Raw genomic sequence first — 18349 nt, 5'->3', positions numbered from 1 at the left:
GCGAGCAGGCTCACTCCTACAGGGGAACGCATTTCAATTGTAGGAGTGAGCCTGCTCGCGATAGCAATCTGACAATCACCACACATCGGTCATAAACACCGCCTAATCTCAGCAGGTTCATCCCCAGAGCCCTCTCCATGTTCAAAGGCCTGACCCTGTTTCTACTGCTGATCAGCTTCACCGTTCAGGCCGAACAATGGCCCGGTGAGCAATGGCCGAGCGGCTCGCCCATCAGCAACGTCGAGGCGCTGGAAAACTACGCCTTCCCACCCCGTAATGACACCACCCGCAAAGGCGTCCGCACCGACGCGTTGCTGATCATCCGCGACGGCCAGATTATCTATGAACGCTACGCCGGCCCGACCACCGAACACACCCCGCACCTGACCTGGTCGATCAGCAAAAGCCTGATGGCTACGGTCCTCGGTATGGCGTACGGCGAAGGGCTGTTCAAACTCGAAGACCCCGCCGCAAAGTTCTACCCGCCATTGGCTAAACACCCGCAGATAAAAATCGCCGACTTGTTGCACTGGGCTTCAGGCATCGACTGGCAGGAAGACTACGAATACGCGCCGCTGAAATCCTCGGTGGTGGCGATGCTCTACACCCGTGGTCACCGCGACATGGCCGCGTTCACGGCTGATCACGATAGCTATGCCGCACCGGGGCAAGCTTTTCGCTACTCCAGCGGCGACAGCAATCTGCTCGCGGCAGCGTTGAAAAATATCGTTGGCCCAAAGCGTTATCCCGACTATCCGTGGACGGCATTGTTCGAGCCTTTGGGCATCCACCACGCCGTGTGGGAAACCGATGCGACGGGCACTTTTGTCGCCTCGTCTTACGCTTATCTCACCGCCCGCGATCTGGCACGGGTCGGGTTGTTGATGTCTCGCGACGGGCGCTGGAATGACCAGCAACTGCTGCCCAAGGACTGGGTGGCGTTCAACCTGAAACCCTTCGCCGGTTACAAGGCTCATCAGGACGAAGCCGTGCCCGGCGGGCAGTGGTGGCTCAATCGGCCGGCGGATGGCGCAACGTCACCGTGGCCCGATGCACCACCGGATACCTTCGCCGCCCTCGGGCATTGGGGCCAGGCGATGTATGTGATTCCCAGCGAAAAACTGCTGATCGTGCGCTATGGCGATGATCGCGACGGCAGTTATCGGCACAACGAGCTACTCAAGCGCGTGATGCAGGCGGTGCGGCCATGAAGCGGTTTTTGCTGTTGCTGCTGGTTTTGTTGCTCGGCTGGATCGTCTATGAGCGCGAAAATCTGTGGGCCTTCCCGGACATCATCAGCGCTTACACCGCCAAGGAATATTGCTCGTGCCGTTATGTGATGAACAACGATGCCGAGTATTGCCGTGGCTACGTAAAACAATGGCTGCCGACCAGCGCATTCACCGATGACAGCGCCAACAAAACCATCACGGTCAGCGGCATGGGCCGCAGCAACAGTGCCCAATGGTTGAGCGAACGGCAAGGCTGTCGTTTACAGCCTTAAAAGATCGCAGCCTTCGGCAGCTCCTACAGGATCATGTCCACCCTGTAGGAACTGCCGCAGGCTGCGATCTTTTGATCCTGATGTTTGCAATAACCCCATGGCCAGTTAAGGTTCGTGCAGGTTTATCGGCCCCACGAGTCCTCAATGTTCAACCGCTCCCTCATTGCATCCCTGTCCAGCCTGCTGCTGGCCGCTGTCGCGTTGCCGGCGCAGGCCAATTGGTATCTGGACGGCGAGTCGTCGCGGCTGTCGTTCGTCAGCACAAAAAACGCCAACATTTCCGAAGTGCAGCGCTTTCTGGTGCTGCACGGTAAGGTCGACCCCAACGGTCGCGCCGAAGTCGAAGTCGAGCTGGATTCGGTCAACAGCGGTATCCCGCTGCGCGACGAGCGCATGCGCAAGGAGCTGTTCCAGATCGAGCAATTTCCCGAAGCGACCATCACCACCCAGATCGACCTGCGTCCGATCAACGATCTGGCGCCCGGCGCGCAGCTGGAGTTGCGCCTGCCGCTGACCGTCAACCTGCACGGCAAGCAACACGAATACCCTGCCGAGCTGCTGGCGACGCGGCTCGATGATCGACGCTTTCAAGTGGTTACCCTCGAGCCGCTGGTGATCAACGCCGAGGATTTTGATCTGGCGCCAGGGCTGGAAAGCCTGCGTAAACTCGCCGGTCTGTCGGCCATCAGTCTATCGGTGCCGGTGGGTGCGGTGCTGATCTTCACGGCGCGCTGACATGCGCGGCGCGGTATTCCCATGGCGTGACGGCAACCGGTTCGAGTTGTTGATCGACGGCCCGCAGTTCTTTCCGCGCATGCTTGAGCAGATCGCTGGCGCGCAGGAACAGATCGAACTTGAGCTGTATCTGGTCGAGGCTGGTGCCTGTGCCGAAACCATCGTGCAAGCACTGGTGCTGGCGGCCGAACGTGGCGTGCGCGTGCGTTGCCTGTTCGATGATTACGGCAGCCTCGCCTTCACCTTCAATCTGCGTCAGCGCCTGACCCATGCCGGGGTCGAACTGCGTTTCTACAATCGGCTGAACTGGCGGCGTTGGGTCGGTAATTTCTATCGCGATCACCGTAAATTGCTGCTGGTCGATCAGCGTCTGGCGGTGGTCGGCGGCACGGGCGTCACCGACGAGTTCTGGACGCCGGGGCATGACACCAGCGAGTGGCATGAAGTGATGGTCGAGATCAGCGGCCCGTTGGTGATCGACTGGCAATTACTGTTTGATCGCCAGTGGATCGCCAACCGCTATCGCCGCGCCTGGCGCCCGGCCGCGCATTTCGGTCTGCCGCGATTGCCGCGCGTGCCGGATAAAGGCGAGGGCATGGGTCGAGTGGCTTATGCCGACGCGCGCCAGCATCGTGACATTCTACAGTCGCTGTTCCGCGCCTTGAACAGCGGGCAAAAACGCATCTGGATGGCCACGCCGTATTTCCTGCCAACCTGGAAAATCCGCCGCTCCTTGCGCAAGGCTGCCGCGCGCGGTGTTGACGTGCGCTTGTTGCTGACCGGGCCGCGCACCGATCACCCGTCAGTGCGCTACGCCGGGCATCGCTACTATCCGCGACTGCTCAAGGCCGGGGTGCAGATCTTCGAATATCAGCCGTGTTTCCTGCACCTGAAAATGGTCCTGGTGGACGATTGGGTGAGCATCGGCTCGTGCAATTTCGATCACTGGAATCTGCGCTTCAATCTGGAGGCGAATCTGGAAGCGCTGGATGCGTCGTTGACGGCCGCGGTCGAGGCGAGTTTTGTGAAGGACTTCGGGTTGAGTCAGTTGGTGAGTCTGGAAGAGTGGCAGCGCCGGCCGTTGTGGCGGCGGGTCAAGCAGCGGATCTGGGGATGGGTGGATCGGGTGGTGGTCAACATTCTGGATAGACGCGGGTAGAGCAAGATCAAAAAATCGCAGCCTGCGGCAGCTCCTACAGGGTGTACACCATTGATCGTTCCCACGCTCTGCGTGGGAATGCAGCCCGTGACGCTCCGCGTCCCTTGAGGCGTTCCCACGCGGAGCGTGGGAACGATCATCGGGGCAAAAATCGGTTACAGCAACTCGAAGCTCTGCTGCGTCACGTCCTGCGAGTCCAGGCCGATCTGCACGTTGAACTTGCCAGGCTCGGCTGCGTACTTGAGCTGGGCGTTGTAGAACTTCAGGTCATCCTCGGTGATGGTGAAGTGCACGACTTTCTGTTCGCCGGCCTTGAGCATGATTTTCTGGAAGTTCTTCAGCTCTTTCACCGGACGGATCATCGAGCCGGTGACGTCCTGAATGTACAACTGCACCACGGTTTCGCCGTCACGCTTGCCGGTATTCTTCACCATGACACTGGCGTCGAGCTTGCCGGTGGCGTTCAGGGTGGTCGACGACAACGCCATGTCGCTCAGGGCGAAGTTGGTGTAGCTCAAACCATAACCGAACGGGAACAGCGGCCCGGTAGTGTCATCGAAATACTGCGAGGTGTAGTTGCCCGGTTTGCCCGGCGTGAACGGCCGGCCAATGCTCAGGTGGTTGTAGTAAGTCGGGATCTGGCCCACGGAGCGCGGGAAGGTCACCGGCAGTTTGCCCGACGGGTTGTAGTCGCCGAACAGCACGTCGGCGATGGCGTTGCCGCCTTCGGTGCCGCTGAACCAGGTTTCCAGAATCGCGTCAGCCGACTGGTTCTCTTCGAGAATGGTCAGCGGACGGCCGTTCATCAACACCAGCACCAACGGTTTGCCGGTGGCTTTCAGCGCGCGGATCAGCTCACGCTGGTTTTCCGGGATGTTCAAATCGGTACGGCTGGAAGATTCGTGGGACATGCCACGGGACTCGCCGACGGCTGCCACGATCACGTCAGCGTCCTTCGCCGCTTTTACCGCTTCGTCGATCAGTACGTTGGCCGGGCGCGGGTCGTCGACCACTTCCGGGGCATCGAAGTTGAGGAAGTTCAGGTAGTCGAGGACCTTCTTGTCGCTGGTGATGTTGGCGCCACGGGCGTAGATCAGGTTCGACTTGTTGCCGATCACTGAGCTCATGCCGTCGAACAGGGTCACCGATTGCGCCGGTTTACCCGCCGCCGCCCAGCTGCCCATCATGTCGATCGGTGCCTTGGCCAACGGGCCGACCAGCGCGACTTTTGCGTCCTTCTTCAGCGGCAGGGTTTCGTTCTGGTTCTTCAGCAGCACCAGGCTGCGGCGCGCGACTTCGCGGGCCTCAGCGCGGTGCAGACGGCTGTCGGCGTAGGTATCGACCGGATCATCCTCAGCCTTGCCGATGCGCAGGTACGGATCCTTGAACAGACCCATGTCGTACTTGGCGGCGAGGACTTCACGCACGGCGTTGTCGATGTCTTTCTGTTCGATCTCGCCGGACTTGAGAAGCCCCGGCAGCTCTTTGCCGTACAGGGTGTCGTTCATGCTCATGTCGATGCCGGCCTTGATCGCCAGCTTCGCCGCTTCACGACCGTCGCGAGCGACGCCGTGCTTGATCAGTTCGAAGATCGCGCCGTGGTCGCTGACCGCCAGGCCTTTGAAGCCCCAGTCGCGACGCAGCAGGTCGTTCATCAGCCAGGTATTGGCGGTGGCCGGAATACCGTTGATCGAGTTCAACGCGACCATCACACCACCAGCGCCGGCATCGATCGCGGCGCGGTACGGTGGCAGGTAATCCTGGTACATCTTCACCGGGCTCATGTCGACGGTGTTGTAGTCGCGACCACCTTCAACCGCGCCATAGAGGGCGAAGTGCTTGACGCTGGCCATGATGCTGTCGGCAGCGCTCGGGGTGGCGCCCTGATAGGCGCGAACCATGACGCCGGCAATGCGCGAGGTCAGGTAGGTGTCTTCACCGAAACCTTCGGAGCTGCGGCCCCAGCGCGGGTCGCGGGAGATATCGACCATCGGCGCGAAGGTGATGTCGAGGCTGTCGGCAGCGGCTTCTTTAGCGGCGACACGGCCGGACTGGCCGATGGCGTCCATGTCCCAGCTCGACGCGAGAGCCAGCGGAATCGGAAAAATCGTCCGGTGACCGTGGATCACATCGTAGGCAAAAAACATCGGGATCTTCAGGCGACTGCGCATCGCCGCGTCCTGCATCGGACGGTTTTCCGGGCGGGTGATCGAGTTGAACGTGCCGCCGATGTTGCCAGCGGCGATTTCTTTGCGGATCAACTCGCGAGGCATTTCCGGGCCGATGCTGATCAGGCGCAACTGGCCGATCTTCTCGTCGAGGGTCATTTGATTCATCAGGTTGCTGATGAACGCGTCCTTGTTTTCCAGGGGTGCCGGGGTCGTGGCGGCCAATACTTGATGACTGGCCAGGCTGACGAACAGACCCAGCAAACACAGCTTCTTCATGAATATTTTTCTCAAGGGCGCAAACGGCAATGCAATGCCGGCCAGCCAAAATTTAGGGAGCGACTATTGTTGTTCGGGTGCAGGCGCAAAAACACACCGCCAAAAACGCCCACCGAGCGTCGGCAGCGTGATCGTGCAGGGCACTTTTTAGCCCATTAGCCCGCAGCAATCCAGTGGCGCGGCCGATTATGCCCCAAGTGCCAGCCCCGAGTGTTTCACTGCCGGTTTTTTAATCAAATGTGCCAGGGAGCATCACTCCGATGAATGTCAGTCCAACCTATCGTTCGCGCTTGCAGGTCGCCACGCTGCTGGTGCTGGCCACGCTGCTGACCGCGTGCGGCATCAACAACATCCCGACCCTCGACGAGCAGGCCAAAGCGGCGTGGGGCCAGGTACAGAACCAGTACCAGCGCCGCGCCGACCTGATTCCCAATCTGGTGGAAACGGTGAAGGGCTATGCCAAGCATGAGGAAGAGACCCTGACCGCAGTGATCGAAGCGCGGGCGAAAGCGACTTCGATCCAGGTCGACGCCAGCACCCTCGACAATCCCGAGAAGCTCAAACAGTTCCAGCAGGCGCAGGATCAACTGACCGGCGCGTTGAGCCGTTTGATGGTGGTTTCCGAACGTTATCCGGACTTGAAGGCAAACCAGAATTTCCTCGCCCTGCAATCGCAGCTTGAGGGCACGGAAAACCGTATTGCCGTGGCGCGCCGCGATTTCATTCTGGCGGTGCAGAAATACAACACCGAGATCCGCACCTTCCCCGGTCGCCTTTGGCACAGCGTGATGTACAGCGACCTGCCGATCCGCGAAACCTTCGAAGCCACCACACCCGGCGCAGAAAAAGCCCCGGAAGTGAAATTCTGAGAAAGCCTGTGTAGGAGCTGCCGCAGCCTGCGATCTTTTGCCGTTGGTTTGTAAAAAACAAGATCAAAAGATCGCAGCCTTCGGCAGCTCCTACAGGGGGGCGGTGGGGATATTTATGCGTGTGTTGAAGATGGGCCTGGTGTTGTTGCTGTGGTTGTTCGCCCTCAGCGCTCGGGCCGAGTTGACGTTTCCGGCGCTAAGCGGGCGGGTGGTGGACGCCGCGCAGATGATCGAGCCGGCGGTGCGCGTGCAACTGGAGCAGCAGTTGCAGGCCCACGAGCAGGCGACCGGCGAGCAATTGGTCGTCGTCACCGTGCCGGATCTGCAGGGCACCACCATCGAGGATTTCGGCGTTCAGCTTGGCCGGCACTGGGCCATCGGCCAGAAAGACAAGAACAACGGCGCGCTGCTGATCGTCGCGCGCGATGAGCGCAAACTGCGCATTGAGGTCGGTTATGGCCTTGAAGACCGGCTGACCGATGCGCAGACCTCGGTGATCATCCATCAAGTCATCACGCCGGCATTCAAGACCGGCAACTTCAGCAAAGGCATCAGCGATGGCGTCGCGGCGATGCTGGTGGTGCTGGGCGGTAATCCACTGGACGAGCCGTCGACAGTGTATGAATCCAGCGGCGACCCTTCCGACGATTTCATTTCGCGGCACCCGGCGTTGTTCGTTTTTCTGGTGATATTGTTCATCCTGACGGTGTTTGTCTGCCAGATGCTCGGTATCCTTCCCACCGGCCGTGGCGGCTCCGGGGGCGGCGGAGGTTTCGGCGGTGGCGGTTTTGGCGGCGGCGGTGGAGGCGGCGGCTTCAGCGGTGGCGGGGGCAGCTTCGGCGGCGGTGGTTCATCCGGCGGCTGGTGACATTAAAAGAATAATGAGCAGGCACTTTTCGACATGGCATTACTGACTGAACACGAACAACGCAAAGTCGCCGAGGCAATTGCCCGGGTCGAGCGCGACACCGATGCCGAACTGGTGACAGTGCTGGCAGCCCGCGCCGACGACTACGCGTACATCCCGCTGCTGTGGGCGAGTTTGCTGGCGCTGGTGGTGCCCGGCGTCGTGCATTACCTGACCGGCTGGTTGACCCTGCACAGTCTGCTGCTGGTGCAGTGGGGCGCGTTTATCGTGCTGTGCCTGCTGTTTCGTTTGCCGAAAATCACCACGCATTTGATCCCGCGTCGCGTGCGCCATTGGCGGGCGTCGAACCTGGCGCGGCGACAGTTTCTCGAGCAGAACCTGCATCACACGGTGGGCAGCACCGGCATGCTGATTTTTGTCTGCGAGGCAGAGCGGTATGTGGAGATTCTGGTGGATGAGGGGATTTCCAGTCGACTGGACAACAAGAGTTGGGATTCGATCGTGGCGGCGTTTACCGAGCAGGTGCGGCAGGGGCGTACGCTGGAAGGGTTTGTGACGTGTATCGAGGCCTGTGGTGAGTTGCTCAAAGTGCATGTGCCGGTGACGCAGGTGCGCAACGAATTGCCCAATCGGTTGGTGGTGTTGGCCTAGATCAAAAGATCGCAGCCTTCGGCAGCTCCTACATTGGCCTGTGTAGGAGCTGCCGAAGGCTGCGATCTTTTGATTTGTGCCGTTGGGTAAATAAGAGCGTGTCCCCGACCGACATCCCCCCTAAAATACCCGCCATTCCCGATTTTGCCCGCCCGAGGCCGTTTTTCCATGTCCGTTACCGCCCCTGCCACCAAGCCTGCGCCCGATCACCACGCCCAGTTCATCGAGCTGCTGCAGACCAGCCTCGAGCAGAACGGCTTCATCAAACTGGTGCTGGCCAAATACGTCGGCGACGAGGCGGAGTTGCAGCGAGTCATCATCAAAGCGGTGACGGTCAAGGCGCAGCCGAACCTGTCCTTCGTCTATCGCTACAAGACCCGTGACATCACCAAAAACCTGCCGCTGAGCGAAGGCGTGGCGACGATTGCCGCGTTGCTGCCGGCTTCGTTCAAAAATGCGCATTTGCTCGCCGTGACCGATGAAGCCCAGCTCGAATACAGCAAAAAGGGCAAGAGTTCGCTGTTCAAGAGCAAACCTCAGCAATTGCGTGAAGCGCCTTCCGCCGAGCACAACCGCGAGAAAAACCGCTTTCTGGAGTTGAGCCGTCCGTTCCTCAAGGACCTTGGCGTGACCAACGCGCAGCAGGAACTGATCCCGGCGATGTCGCGCAAGTGGAAGCAGATCAACAAGTTCATCGAAGTGTTCAGCCATGCCCTGACCTCGTCGCCGCTGGCGCTGGACAAACCGGTGCGGGTCGCCGATTTCGGTTCGGGCAAGGGTTACCTGACCTTTGCGATTCACGATTACCTGCGCAACACCTTGAAGGCCGAGGGCGAAGTCACCGGCGTCGAGCTGCGCGAAGAGATGGTCAACCTGTGCAACGCGGCGGCGGCGAAGCTCGATCATCCGGGCCTGGTGTTCAAGTGCGGTGATGTGCGCAGCGTGGCGCCGAGCGAGCTGGACGTGATGATTGCCCTGCATGCCTGCGACATCGCTACCGATTACGCGATCCACACCGGCATTCGTTCGGGCGCCTCGATCATCATGTGCTCGCCGTGCTGCCATAAACAGATCCGCCTGCAAATCCAGAGCCCGGCGTTGCTCAAACCGATGCTGCAGTACGGTCTGCACCTCGGTCAGCAGGCGGAGATGGTCACTGACAGTTTGCGCGCGTTGTTCCTTGAGGCCTGCGGCTACGAGACCAAGGTGTTCGAGTTCATCTCGCTCGATCACACCAACAAGAACAAGATGATCCTCGCGGTAAAACGCGCCGAGCCGGTCGACCCGGCGCAGCTGTTGCTGAAGATTGCCGAGTTGAAAGCCTTCTACCAGATCAGCGAACACTGCCTGGAAACCCTGCTGCGCGCCGACGGTTACCTTTGATCGTGTGGGAGCGGGCTTGCTCGCGAAGGCGTCGGATCAGTCACCATGTGTGGTGAATGTTGAACCGCATTCGCGAGCAAGCCCGCTCCCACATTTGGTTTGATGGTGGTTTTGCGACCGAGCATGACCGTCGCAATCACCCCGCAGGCAAACACCCAGGTGATCGGCTCGACATGTTCACCAAAGAACAGCGCCGAAAACGCGATGGTGAAGAAAATCTGCAACAACTGGATCTGGCTGACCCGGGCAATGCCGCCCATGGCCAACCCGGCATACCAGGCAAAAAAACCGAGAAACTGCGAAAACAACGCCACATAGCCAAACGCCCACCAGGTTTTCGCCGATACCGCGCCCTGATGTTGCAGCGCGAGATACAACACCGGGCCGATCAGCAGCGGCGTCGACAGCACCAGCGCCCAGCAGATCACCTGCCAGCCGCCCATCTCCTTGGCCAACCGACCGCCCTCGGCATAGCCCAGTCCGCCCACGGCAATCGCGCCGAGCATCAGCAGATCACCGGCCTGAATGCTGCCGGCCCCGGTGTACAGCGCATAGCCGAGCACCAACGCACTGCCCAGCGCCGCGCAGGCCCAGAAGGCTTTCGACGGCCGCTCATGAGACAGCCACGCCGCATACAGCGCCACGCACAAAGGCTGCAAGCCATTGACCAGCGCACCGTGAGACGCCGGCAACGTTTGCATGGCCCACGCCGACAACACCGGGAAACCCAGAATCACCCCGACGATCACCAGGCTCAAGCCTTTGACTTGCTGCCATGTCGGCCACTTTTCGCGACGCCACAACAACAGCAGCGCCGCCGGAATCGCCGCGAACAACGCGCGACCGAGACCGTTGAGCAGCGGATGCAGTTCCTGCACGACGATGCGGGTGAAGGGCAGAGTGAGGCTGAAAATCACCACGCCAAGCAGACCGAGGGCCATGCCGGTGTTTTCGCGAGAGGACATGATGGGGGACCAGAATCGAAGGTGGCAGGGACGTATCTTCATAAAGCCATAAATCGTGGCTTTCTGGCTGTTACAGCTAGGCACGGACTTATCCGTACAGTTTGCTGACCCCATCGCGAGCAGGCTCACTCCTACAATTGAAATGCGTTCCCTTGTAGGAGTGAGCCTGCTCGCGATGGCGTCAACTCGGTAGTAGCCCGTTGTTACCCGTCACTGTCGAATAGGTCTACCTTGAATACTCCCAAGCATTTCCCAGAGGAGTCCTCCCCCATGGCCGCGAAAAAAATCCTGATGCTGGTCGGCGATTACGTCGAAGACTACGAAGTGATGGTGCCGTTCCAGGCCCTGCAAATGGTCGGTCACAGCGTCCACGCCGTGTGCCCGGACAAGGCCGCCGGGCAGACCGTGCGCACCGCGATCCATGACTTCGAAGGCGACCAGACCTACAGCGAGAAACCCGGTCACCTGTTCGCGCTCAATTTCGACTTCGCCAAGGCCCGCGAAGCCGACTACGACGCGCTGCTGATCCCCGGCGGACGTGCGCCGGAATATCTGCGCCTCAACGAAAAAGTCCTCGATCTGGTACGCGCTTTCGACAAGGCCGGCAAACCCATCGCGGCGGTCTGCCACGGTGCGCAACTGCTGGCAGCGGCGGGCGTGCTCGAAGGTCGCGAATGCAGCGCCTATCCGGCCTGCGCCCCGGAAGTGCGACTGGCGGGCGGTACGTACATCGACATCGCGGTGACGGAAGGCCACGTTCAAGGCAATCTGGCCACTGCTCCGGCATGGCCGGCGCATCCGAACTGGCTGGCCGGTTTCCTTGGCCTGCTTGGCACCAAAATCACTTTGTAACGAGGATTCGCCAATGTGCGAGCTCTACGTCAAGGCCGACCCGATTCTCTACGAATCGCGCTCCCGTTCGCTGCGTATCTGCGGAGTGGTGACGACGCTGCGCCTGGAAAATCAGTTCTGGGACATCCTCAGCGAAATCGCCGAAGTCGACGGCATGACCACCAATCAATTGATCGCCAAGCTGTATGAAGAGGTGATGGATTATCGTGGCGAGGTAGTGAATTTCGCCTCGTTTTTGCGGGTGAGTTGTACGCGGTATCTGTCGCAGCGACGGGTGAGTACGCCGGAGTTGTCGGTGGTGCGGGCGGTGGTGAAATAGCCGATTGCGGGTTGAACCCTTCGCGAGCAAGCCCGCTCCCACATTGGGTACTGAGTGTTCACCAAGGTTGTGTTCACTGGAGATCCAATGTGGGAGCCGGCCTGCTGGCGAAGGGTCCGGTACAGGCGACAGATGTTCTGGACTGGTCTTTACTCTGAAGCGCGAAATCTCTTAATCGCCCAGGAGAAACGAGCATGTCCGGATGGTACGAAGTGAGTAAAAGCAGCAACGGTCAGTTCAGGTTTGTGCTGAAGGCCGCCAACGCCGAAACCATTCTCACCAGCGAGCTCTACACCACCCGCGCGGCAGCCGACAACGGCATTGCTTCGGTGCAGACCAACAGCCCGCTGGATGAACGCTACGAGAAAAAGACCACCAAGGATGGCCATCCTTACTTCAACCTCAAGGCTGCCAACCACCAGATCATCGGCAGCAGCGAGTCGTATTCCACTGACGCCGCGTGTGCCAAAGGCATCGCCAGCGTCAAGGCCAACGGGCCGAGCAAAGTGATCAAGGACAAGACGTTGCCAGTCCTCTGAAATCACCACATTCCCCTGTAGGAGCTGCGGCACGCTGCGATCTTTTGATCTGGGTTGTACAGATCAGGATCAAAAGATCGCAGCCTCGTTGCACTCGACAGCTCCTACAGGGTTTTGTGTATTGCCCGAGGATCAGCGCAAGGTCTTGAGGATTGCCTGTAGCTGACCTTGCCCAGCCTCGCTCAACGGGAACACCGGCAACCGCGGATCGCCAACCTCCAGCCCTGTTTCGCGCAACCCGGCCTTGATCGTCGCCGGCAAGCCGCCCTTGAGGATGAAGTCCAGCAGCGGCAATTGGCGATAGAACAAATCCCGCGCCCGGTCGAGATCGCCCGCCATGGCCGCTTCGTACAGATCCAGATTCAACCGCGGGATAAGGTTCGGCGCTGCGGTGCACCAGCCTTTCGCCCCGGCCGCGAACGCTTCCAGCGCCAGCGGGTTGCAGCCGTTGTAGAACGGCACCTGACCGTCGCCGAGCAGTTGCAGCTTGTGCATGCGCTGGATGTCGCCGGTGCTCTCCTTGACCATGGTCACGTTTTCCACGCCATTGACGATGCGCAGAATCAATTCGACCGACATATCGGTGCCGCTGGTGGCCGGGTTGTTGTAGAGCATGATCGGTACGCCGATGCTGTCGCCGATAGCGCGATAGTGGGCGAGGATTTCCGCTTCGGTCAGTTTCCAGTAAGACGCTGGCAGTACCATCACCACATCGGCGCCGTGGGCTTCGGCGAAACGTGCTCGGCGCACGGCTTTGGCGGTGGTCAGGTCGGACACGCTGACGATGGTCGGTACGCGTCTGGCCACGTGCTTGATGCTGAATTCGGCAACCTGATCCCACTCCGCATCGCTCAGATAAGCGCCTTCGCCGGTGCTGCCCAGTGGCGCGATGGCGTGGACGCCGCTGGCGATCAGGCGGTCGATCGATTGGCCGAGTGCCGGCAGATCCAGCCCTTCGCCATTGGCGGTGAACGGGGTGATGGTGTAGCCGATGATGCCGTGAATATTGGACATGGGAATGTCTCCGTAATGGGTTTTCAGTTCAGGCAATCGGCGTGTTGGCGCAGGTTCTGCCGAGCGTAATAGTTGAAGGCGGCAGCGTGGCGTTTAGGCTTCGACACCCAGTCATGGGCTTCGTGGCCCAGCGCCGGAATGATCGGCTTGATCGTGCCGGCCGCCATCGCCAGCAGTTGCAGTTTCGCCGCACGTTCGATCAACTGGGCGATGACGCAGGCCTCCTCGATCGTCGTGCCGGTCGACAACTGGCCGTGGTGCGAGAGCAGGATCGCGCGTTTGTCGCCCAGCGCACCGGCAATCAGTTCGCCTTCCTCGTTACCCACCGGCACCCCCGGCCAGCCTTCGAGAAACGCGCAGTCGTCATACAGCGGGCACAAGTCCATGTGCGAAATTTGCAGCGGCACCTCCAGCATCGACAGCGCGGCAATGTGCGTCGGATGCGTGTGGATGATGCAGTTCACGTCCGGGCGAGCGCGGTACACCCAGCTGTGGAAACGGTTGGCCGGGTTGGCCATGCCGTGACCTTCGAGGACTTCCAGGTCTTCGTTGACCAGCAGCAGATTGCTTGCGGTGATTTCGTCGAAACCCAGGCCCAGTTGCTGAGTGTAATAGGTGCCCGGTTGCGGGCCGCGAGCAGTGATTTGTCCGGCCAGACCTGAGTCATGACCGCTCTCGAAAAGAATCCGGCAGGTCAGGGCCAGCTTTTGCCGATCCGTCCACGTATTATCCGCCAGAGTATTTTGCATCTGGGTCAGCGCTTGCTTGACCAGTTGTTCTTTGGGTAGTGCTAATGTCTTGGCCATGTCTGTGTCCTTTGGGTGATTGCAAATGACACTAAAGAGGCTATATGACACAAAGTGTCATTGGCAAGCACGAATCGTCGCTTCCTTGCTGGAATAACTGCTGCGCATGTCTATCCGTTTGAAATTATTGAGAAAAAAACTTGGCGTTACCCTTGAGGCATTGGCCGAAAAATCCGGCATGACCAAGAGTTATCTGTCGAAAGTCGAGCGCGGGCTGAACACACCGTCGATTGCCGCTGCGTTGAAACTGGCAAAGGCGCTGAACGTGAAAGTCGAGGAATTGTTCTCCGAAGACAACGTCAGCCTCGACAGCTACAGCCTGGTGCGCAGCCACGAGCGTCAGTCACTGGCGGCCAATGACCAGAGCCCGGGTTATGCCGTGCTGGCGCATCAGGTCAGCGAGCGCAACCTGCTGCCATTCATCATCTACCCGCCGAGCGAGTTCACTGACAAGACCTTCAAGGAGCATTTGGGCGAAGAGTTTCTGTTCGTCCACGAAGGGCAGGTGGAAGTGGATTTCATGAACGAGAAGGTGCTGCTGGAACGCGGCGATGCGCTGCACTTCAATGCCCAGAAGCCGCACCGGATCAGATCGGTGGGGGATGTGCAGGCGCAGTTGCTGGTGGTGGTGCACAGCAGCGAGGAATGAACCTTGAAGTCAAAAGATCGCAGCCTGCGGCAGCTCCTACCTTAATCCGTGTAGGAGCCGCCGCAGGCTGCGATCTTTTGATCTTGCTTCAAACCTCGACCGGCACCGACAGCTTCGTACTGCCCAACGCATGGGTTTTCGCATCAAAAAACCGCAACTCAGCCCCGGTCCCTTCAAACACCTGCGCGTAATGGCGCTTCTGATGCTGAACAAACGCTGCACTGCGCGGATAAATCGAGATCGCCACCGTCGCCGGTTTCGCCAATCGCAGTGCGCGGACAATGTGTGCGTCCTGCTCACCCAGCGCATGGCCGAAGATGCACAGGCTGCCGCCATGCCCCAGCAATTGCTCATAGCAGAACGACAGATAATCGGAACTGCGAATGGTCTTGAGCTTGTCCGCACTCGGCCCTTCGGTGACGAACAGCGGCACGTCATCCAGCGTCTTGAGGGTGTTGTTGATTGCAAAACTGCCGAGCAGCGTGCCCTCGGTCGAGGTCAGTTTACGTGCGGTGCCGTCCTGATTGCGCACCAGGTGCAGACCGCCGTGCAGGTAGAGTAAACGCGGTTTGTCGGTCGCACTTTCGGCCAGATCGAAGCTGGCATTCGGTCCGTTGAACAGATCGTCGATGGCCTCGCTTCGGTGCTGTAGAGCCCAATAGTTGAGCAAGTCGTAATTGGTCGTGAACACTGTGCGATAGCGCGCCAGTTCTTCATTCAGCGTCGCCAGCGTTGCAGGCTTAACCAGTCGCCACGGAATGTGTACCGCGTGCACGGTATTGATCAGCGCTTCCTTGATCGCGTAATAGCGGTTGCGCGGCGCCGCCGAACTGACGGCCAGGGCCTTGTTGACCCGGCTGGTGGTTTTCAGCGCGCCGAGCACCTGCTCGAAGCTGCGCGTTTGCATTGCGTCGAACACCGCCAGTTCGGAGGCGCCGAGCGGCTTCTCTTCCACGGTGCGGGCATTTTCGAACAGCGAATCGTAGCCGAAGTCGTCCCACACGGCGCGGCTGGCGCCGTTGCCCACCAGCAAACCCTCGAAGTCGGTCGCGGTGCGCAGGGCGCTCCAGTCTTCGAGGGTGGCGTCGACATCCAGAAAATCGGTCATTGCGCAGGTGTCTCAAAACAAAGGGGCTGATGGGCGGCGACTTTATCACGAGCGGGCATTGAGCCAGATCAACATCGTCCATGACCGATCGGTCGATCCTGTGTGCATCCGCCGGATCGGCGCAGTCGATTCGGCCCCAGTCAGGAGACGCACGATGAGCAGCACCTTTTTCATTCCGGCGGTCAACATCATGGGCAATGGCTGCCTCGACGAAGCCATGGTCGCGATCCGCAACTACGGTTTTCGCAAGGCGCTGATCGTCACCGACACCGGGCTGGCCAAGGCTGGTGTCGCCAGCATGCTGGCCGAGAAATTGGCGATGCAGGACATCGATTCGGTGATCTTCGATGGCGCCAAACCGAACCCGAGCATCGCCAACGTCGAGTCCGGTCTGGGCTTGCTCAAGGAAAGCCGCTGCGATTTCGTCGTGTCCCTCGGCGGCGGCTCGCCCCACGACTGCGCCAAGGGCATTGCCCTGTGTGCGACCAACGGCGGGCAGATCGGCGATTACGAAGGTGTCGATCAATCGAGCAAGCCACAACTGCCGCTGATCGCCATCAACACCACCGCCGGCACCGCCAGCGAGATGACCCGGTTCTGCATCATCACCGACGAATCGCGGCATGTGAAAATGGCCATCGTCGACCGTAACGTCACGCCACTGCTGTCGGTCAACGACCCGGAGCTGATGGTCGCCATGCCAAAAAGCCTGACCGCCGCCACGGGCATGGACGCGCTGACCCATGCCATTGAAGCCTACGTCTCGACTGCCGCCAACCCGATCACCGACGCCTGTGCGCTGAAGGCAATCACCCTGATCAGCAACAACCTGCGCCTGGCGGTGCGCGACGGCAGTGACCTCGCGGCGCGGGAGAACATGGCCTACGCGCAGTTCCTCGCCGGCATGGCCTTCAACAACGCATCACTCGGTTATGTACACGCGATGGCGCACCAACTGGGCGGTTATTACGACTTGCCCCATGGTGTGTGCAACGCCGTGCTGCTCCCGCATGTGCAGACCTTCAATGCACTGGTGTGCGCCGATCGCCTGACCGATGTCGCTCACGCGATGGGCGCGGACATTCGCGGCTTCAGCCCGGAAGAGGGCGCACAAGCCGCGATCAGTGCCATTCGCTGTCTGGCCAAGGACGTCGAGATCCCCGGCGGTTTGCGTGAACTTGGCGCCAGGCTCACCGACATCCCGATTCTCGCTACCAATGCCCTGAAAGACGCTTGCGGGCTGACCAATCCTCGAGCGGCGGATCAACGTCAGATCGAGGAAATTTTCCGTAACGCGTTTTAAGTGGCTCCCCGCGTCGGTGCGCATCTCGTGCAAAGCATCGCACCGAGCGCCAGCAGCAGGCACAACAGCGACAATGGCCACGCTTGCGGACTGGCGATCAGGCTGGCAATGGCGGCGATAATCGCCGCCATCAGCTGGTGAATGAAACCGCTCAACGCCATCGCATAGGCACCGGCAATCGGTGCGCCATCGTTGGCCAGCGACAGGCTGATCGGGTAGTTCAGTGACTGCCCGAAAACCGCCACGCAGTATGGCAACCAGAACAGCAGCGCCAGCGAACTTGCCGTCAGGCTGCCCAGCAGCATCACCGTACAACCAGCCGTCACCAGGCCCACGCCCAGCGTCATCAACCAGCGCTGACCGGTACGCAAAACCAGGCGATTGACTGCCAGTGCGCCGAGAAAATACGCCAGGCTGATCGGCCAGCCCAACAGGCCATATTCCACCGTCGACCACCCGAACGGCCCTTGCAGAATCAGCGGCGCGGCGGTGTTGAAAGCGATGATCACGCCGTAGCCCAAACCCCCGGCCAGTGCCGGCAGCAGAAAGGCCGGATGGCGCAGAATCTGCCGGTAAACCGCCCAGGATGAGCTAGTGACCGGTCCGTCGAGCAGGGGCGGAAACTCGATCCGCGACACCACCGCAGCCATCAACAGAGAGGATGCTCCGAGAAGATAGAAGATCGCCTGCCATCCCAGAATCAGCTGAATGACCGACCCCAGATACTGTCCGATACCCAGCGCTACGACGAACGATATCGAAATCCACGACAGCGCCTTGGCCAATTGCTCGCCGCGAAAACTGTCGCGGATCAACACTCGCGCCATCACCGAAATACCACTGGCACCGACACCCTGCAGCAGTCGCACCGCGAGAAACGATTCCAGCGTCGAACCCGCTGGCAACGCGAGGTTTGCCAGGCCGTAAATACCCAGCGCTGCCAGCAACACCGGTTTGCGTCCGATACGCTGCGCCAGGCTGCCCCAGAACAACATGGGCAAGGCCATGCCGATCAGGTACAGCGACAGCCCCCAGGCTACTTGCGCAGGTTGCGCCTGCAGATCGCGGGCAATTTCCGGCAGTGCCGGCAAATAGATACTCATGCCCAACTGCGCGAGGAAAACCGTGCAGCAAGTGATGAGGAGCGTGACGCTGGCGTTCATGGGGCGTCCCTGTTT

Annotated in this window: 19 protein-coding genes; 13 read left to right on the top strand and 6 right to left on the bottom strand. The window is 60.1% G+C overall.

Annotated elements, in window-relative coordinates; all coding sequences use genetic code 11:
• Window positions 1-137 precede the first annotated feature (137 nt).
• From QOL84_RS12510 to QOL84_RS12495, 4 genes are all read left to right on the top strand, one after another.
• Window positions 138-1211, top strand: a complete 1074-nt coding sequence (locus tag QOL84_RS12510; RefSeq protein WP_283437392.1) for a serine hydrolase domain-containing protein — start codon at window positions 138-140, stop codon at window positions 1209-1211.
• Window positions 1208-1504, top strand: coding sequence for an amidase (locus QOL84_RS12505; RefSeq protein WP_283437391.1), 297 nt, complete (start codon window positions 1208-1210; stop codon window positions 1502-1504). The genes QOL84_RS12510 and QOL84_RS12505 overlap by 4 nt, the downstream gene beginning before the upstream one ends.
• A gap of 144 nt (window positions 1505-1648) precedes the next feature.
• Window positions 1649-2239 (top strand): YceI family protein, encoded by a 591-nt coding sequence (locus QOL84_RS12500; protein WP_283437390.1) that lies wholly within the window; start codon window positions 1649-1651, stop codon window positions 2237-2239.
• Between the two features lies 1 nt (window position 2240).
• The gene (locus tag QOL84_RS12495; protein WP_129390285.1) at window positions 2241-3398 is read left to right on the top strand and encodes a phospholipase D-like domain-containing protein; all 1158 of its coding nucleotides are present in this window, start codon (window positions 2241-2243) and stop codon (window positions 3396-3398) included.
• 155 nt (window positions 3399-3553) lie between these two features.
• Here the strand turns inward: QOL84_RS12495 and bglX are convergent, their stop codons facing one another.
• Window positions 3554-5845 carry a beta-glucosidase BglX gene (bglX, locus tag QOL84_RS12490; protein ID WP_283437389.1) on the bottom strand — a complete coding sequence of 764 codons (2292 nt, stop codon included), beginning with the start codon at window positions 5843-5845 and terminating at the stop codon, window positions 3554-3556.
• 260 nt (window positions 5846-6105) lie between these two features.
• Between bglX and QOL84_RS12485 the strand changes: the two genes are divergently transcribed.
• The 4 genes from QOL84_RS12485 to QOL84_RS12470 all read left to right on the top strand — a co-directional run bounded on the left by QOL84_RS12485 (window position 6106) and on the right by QOL84_RS12470 (window position 9616).
• A complete protein-coding gene (locus QOL84_RS12485) occupies window positions 6106-6714 on the top strand; it encodes a LemA family protein (protein ID WP_103307001.1) in 609 nt (202 codons plus the stop codon).
• Between the two features lie 115 nt (window positions 6715-6829).
• Window positions 6830-7582 (top strand): TPM domain-containing protein, encoded by a 753-nt coding sequence (locus tag QOL84_RS12480; RefSeq protein WP_283437388.1) that lies wholly within the window; start codon window positions 6830-6832, stop codon window positions 7580-7582.
• 33 nt (window positions 7583-7615) lie between these two features.
• Window positions 7616-8233, top strand: coding sequence for a TPM domain-containing protein (locus QOL84_RS12475; protein ID WP_283437387.1), 618 nt, complete (start codon window positions 7616-7618; stop codon window positions 8231-8233).
• A gap of 168 nt (window positions 8234-8401) precedes the next feature.
• A complete protein-coding gene (locus QOL84_RS12470) occupies window positions 8402-9616 on the top strand; it encodes a class I SAM-dependent methyltransferase (RefSeq protein ID WP_283437386.1) in 1215 nt (404 codons plus the stop codon).
• Here the strand turns inward: QOL84_RS12470 and QOL84_RS12465 are convergent.
• Complete coding sequence (locus tag QOL84_RS12465) at window positions 9607-10581, bottom strand: DMT family transporter (protein WP_283437385.1); 975 nt, start codon at window positions 10579-10581, stop codon at window positions 9607-9609. The genes QOL84_RS12470 and QOL84_RS12465 overlap by 10 nt on opposite strands.
• 270 nt (window positions 10582-10851) lie before the next feature.
• On the opposite strand from QOL84_RS12465, the gene QOL84_RS12460 reads away from it, so the two are divergent.
• From QOL84_RS12460 to QOL84_RS12450, 3 genes are all read left to right on the top strand, one after another.
• Window positions 10852-11433 carry a DJ-1/PfpI family protein gene (locus QOL84_RS12460; protein WP_129390304.1) on the top strand — a complete coding sequence of 194 codons (582 nt, stop codon included), beginning with the start codon at window positions 10852-10854 and terminating at the stop codon, window positions 11431-11433.
• Window positions 11434-11446: 13 nt separating this feature from the next.
• Window positions 11447-11752 (top strand): ribbon-helix-helix domain-containing protein, encoded by a 306-nt coding sequence (locus QOL84_RS12455; protein WP_095119157.1) that lies wholly within the window; start codon window positions 11447-11449, stop codon window positions 11750-11752.
• 194 nt (window positions 11753-11946) lie between these two features.
• Window positions 11947-12291 (top strand): YegP family protein, encoded by a 345-nt coding sequence (locus QOL84_RS12450; RefSeq protein WP_025110712.1) that lies wholly within the window; start codon window positions 11947-11949, stop codon window positions 12289-12291.
• 132 nt (window positions 12292-12423) lie between these two features.
• Here the strand turns inward: QOL84_RS12450 and QOL84_RS12445 are convergent, their stop codons facing one another.
• Both QOL84_RS12445 and QOL84_RS12440 read right to left on the bottom strand, forming a co-directional pair.
• Window positions 12424-13305 (bottom strand): dihydrodipicolinate synthase family protein, encoded by an 882-nt coding sequence (locus QOL84_RS12445; protein WP_283437384.1) that lies wholly within the window; start codon window positions 13303-13305, stop codon window positions 12424-12426.
• A 23-nt stretch (window positions 13306-13328) separates the two neighbouring features.
• Window positions 13329-14111 carry an aldolase gene (locus QOL84_RS12440; RefSeq protein ID WP_283437383.1) on the bottom strand — a complete coding sequence of 261 codons (783 nt, stop codon included), beginning with the start codon at window positions 14109-14111 and terminating at the stop codon, window positions 13329-13331.
• Between the two features lie 106 nt (window positions 14112-14217).
• Here QOL84_RS12440 and QOL84_RS12435 point away from each other — a divergent pair, with 106 nt between their 5' ends.
• A complete protein-coding gene (locus tag QOL84_RS12435; RefSeq protein WP_283437382.1) occupies window positions 14218-14760 on the top strand; it encodes a helix-turn-helix domain-containing protein in 543 nt (180 codons plus the stop codon).
• Between the two features lie 88 nt (window positions 14761-14848).
• Here the strand turns inward: QOL84_RS12435 and QOL84_RS12430 are convergent, their stop codons facing one another.
• On the bottom strand, window positions 14849-15868 hold the full coding sequence (locus QOL84_RS12430) for a DUF4917 family protein (RefSeq protein WP_283437381.1): 1020 nt from the start codon (window positions 15866-15868) through the stop codon (window positions 14849-14851).
• Between the two features lie 154 nt (window positions 15869-16022).
• Between QOL84_RS12430 and yiaY the strand changes: the two genes are divergently transcribed.
• Window positions 16023-17171, top strand: coding sequence for an L-threonine dehydrogenase (yiaY, locus tag QOL84_RS12425; protein ID WP_283437380.1), 1149 nt, complete (start codon window positions 16023-16025; stop codon window positions 17169-17171).
• Here the strand turns inward: yiaY and QOL84_RS12420 are convergent.
• Window positions 17168-18334: an MFS transporter gene (locus QOL84_RS12420; RefSeq protein WP_283437379.1), complete on the bottom strand. Its 1167-nt coding sequence runs from the start codon at window positions 18332-18334 to the stop codon at window positions 17168-17170. The genes yiaY and QOL84_RS12420 overlap by 4 nt on opposite strands.
• Window positions 18335-18349: the final 15 nt, after the last annotated feature.

It is taken from the genome of Pseudomonas helmanticensis, assembly GCF_900182985.1.
GTDB classification, from domain to species: domain Bacteria; phylum Pseudomonadota; class Gammaproteobacteria; order Pseudomonadales; family Pseudomonadaceae; genus Aquipseudomonas; species Aquipseudomonas helmanticensis.
Note: the sequence above shows the minus strand (reverse complement) of the source record. Positions and strands in the feature narration are given on the sequence as shown.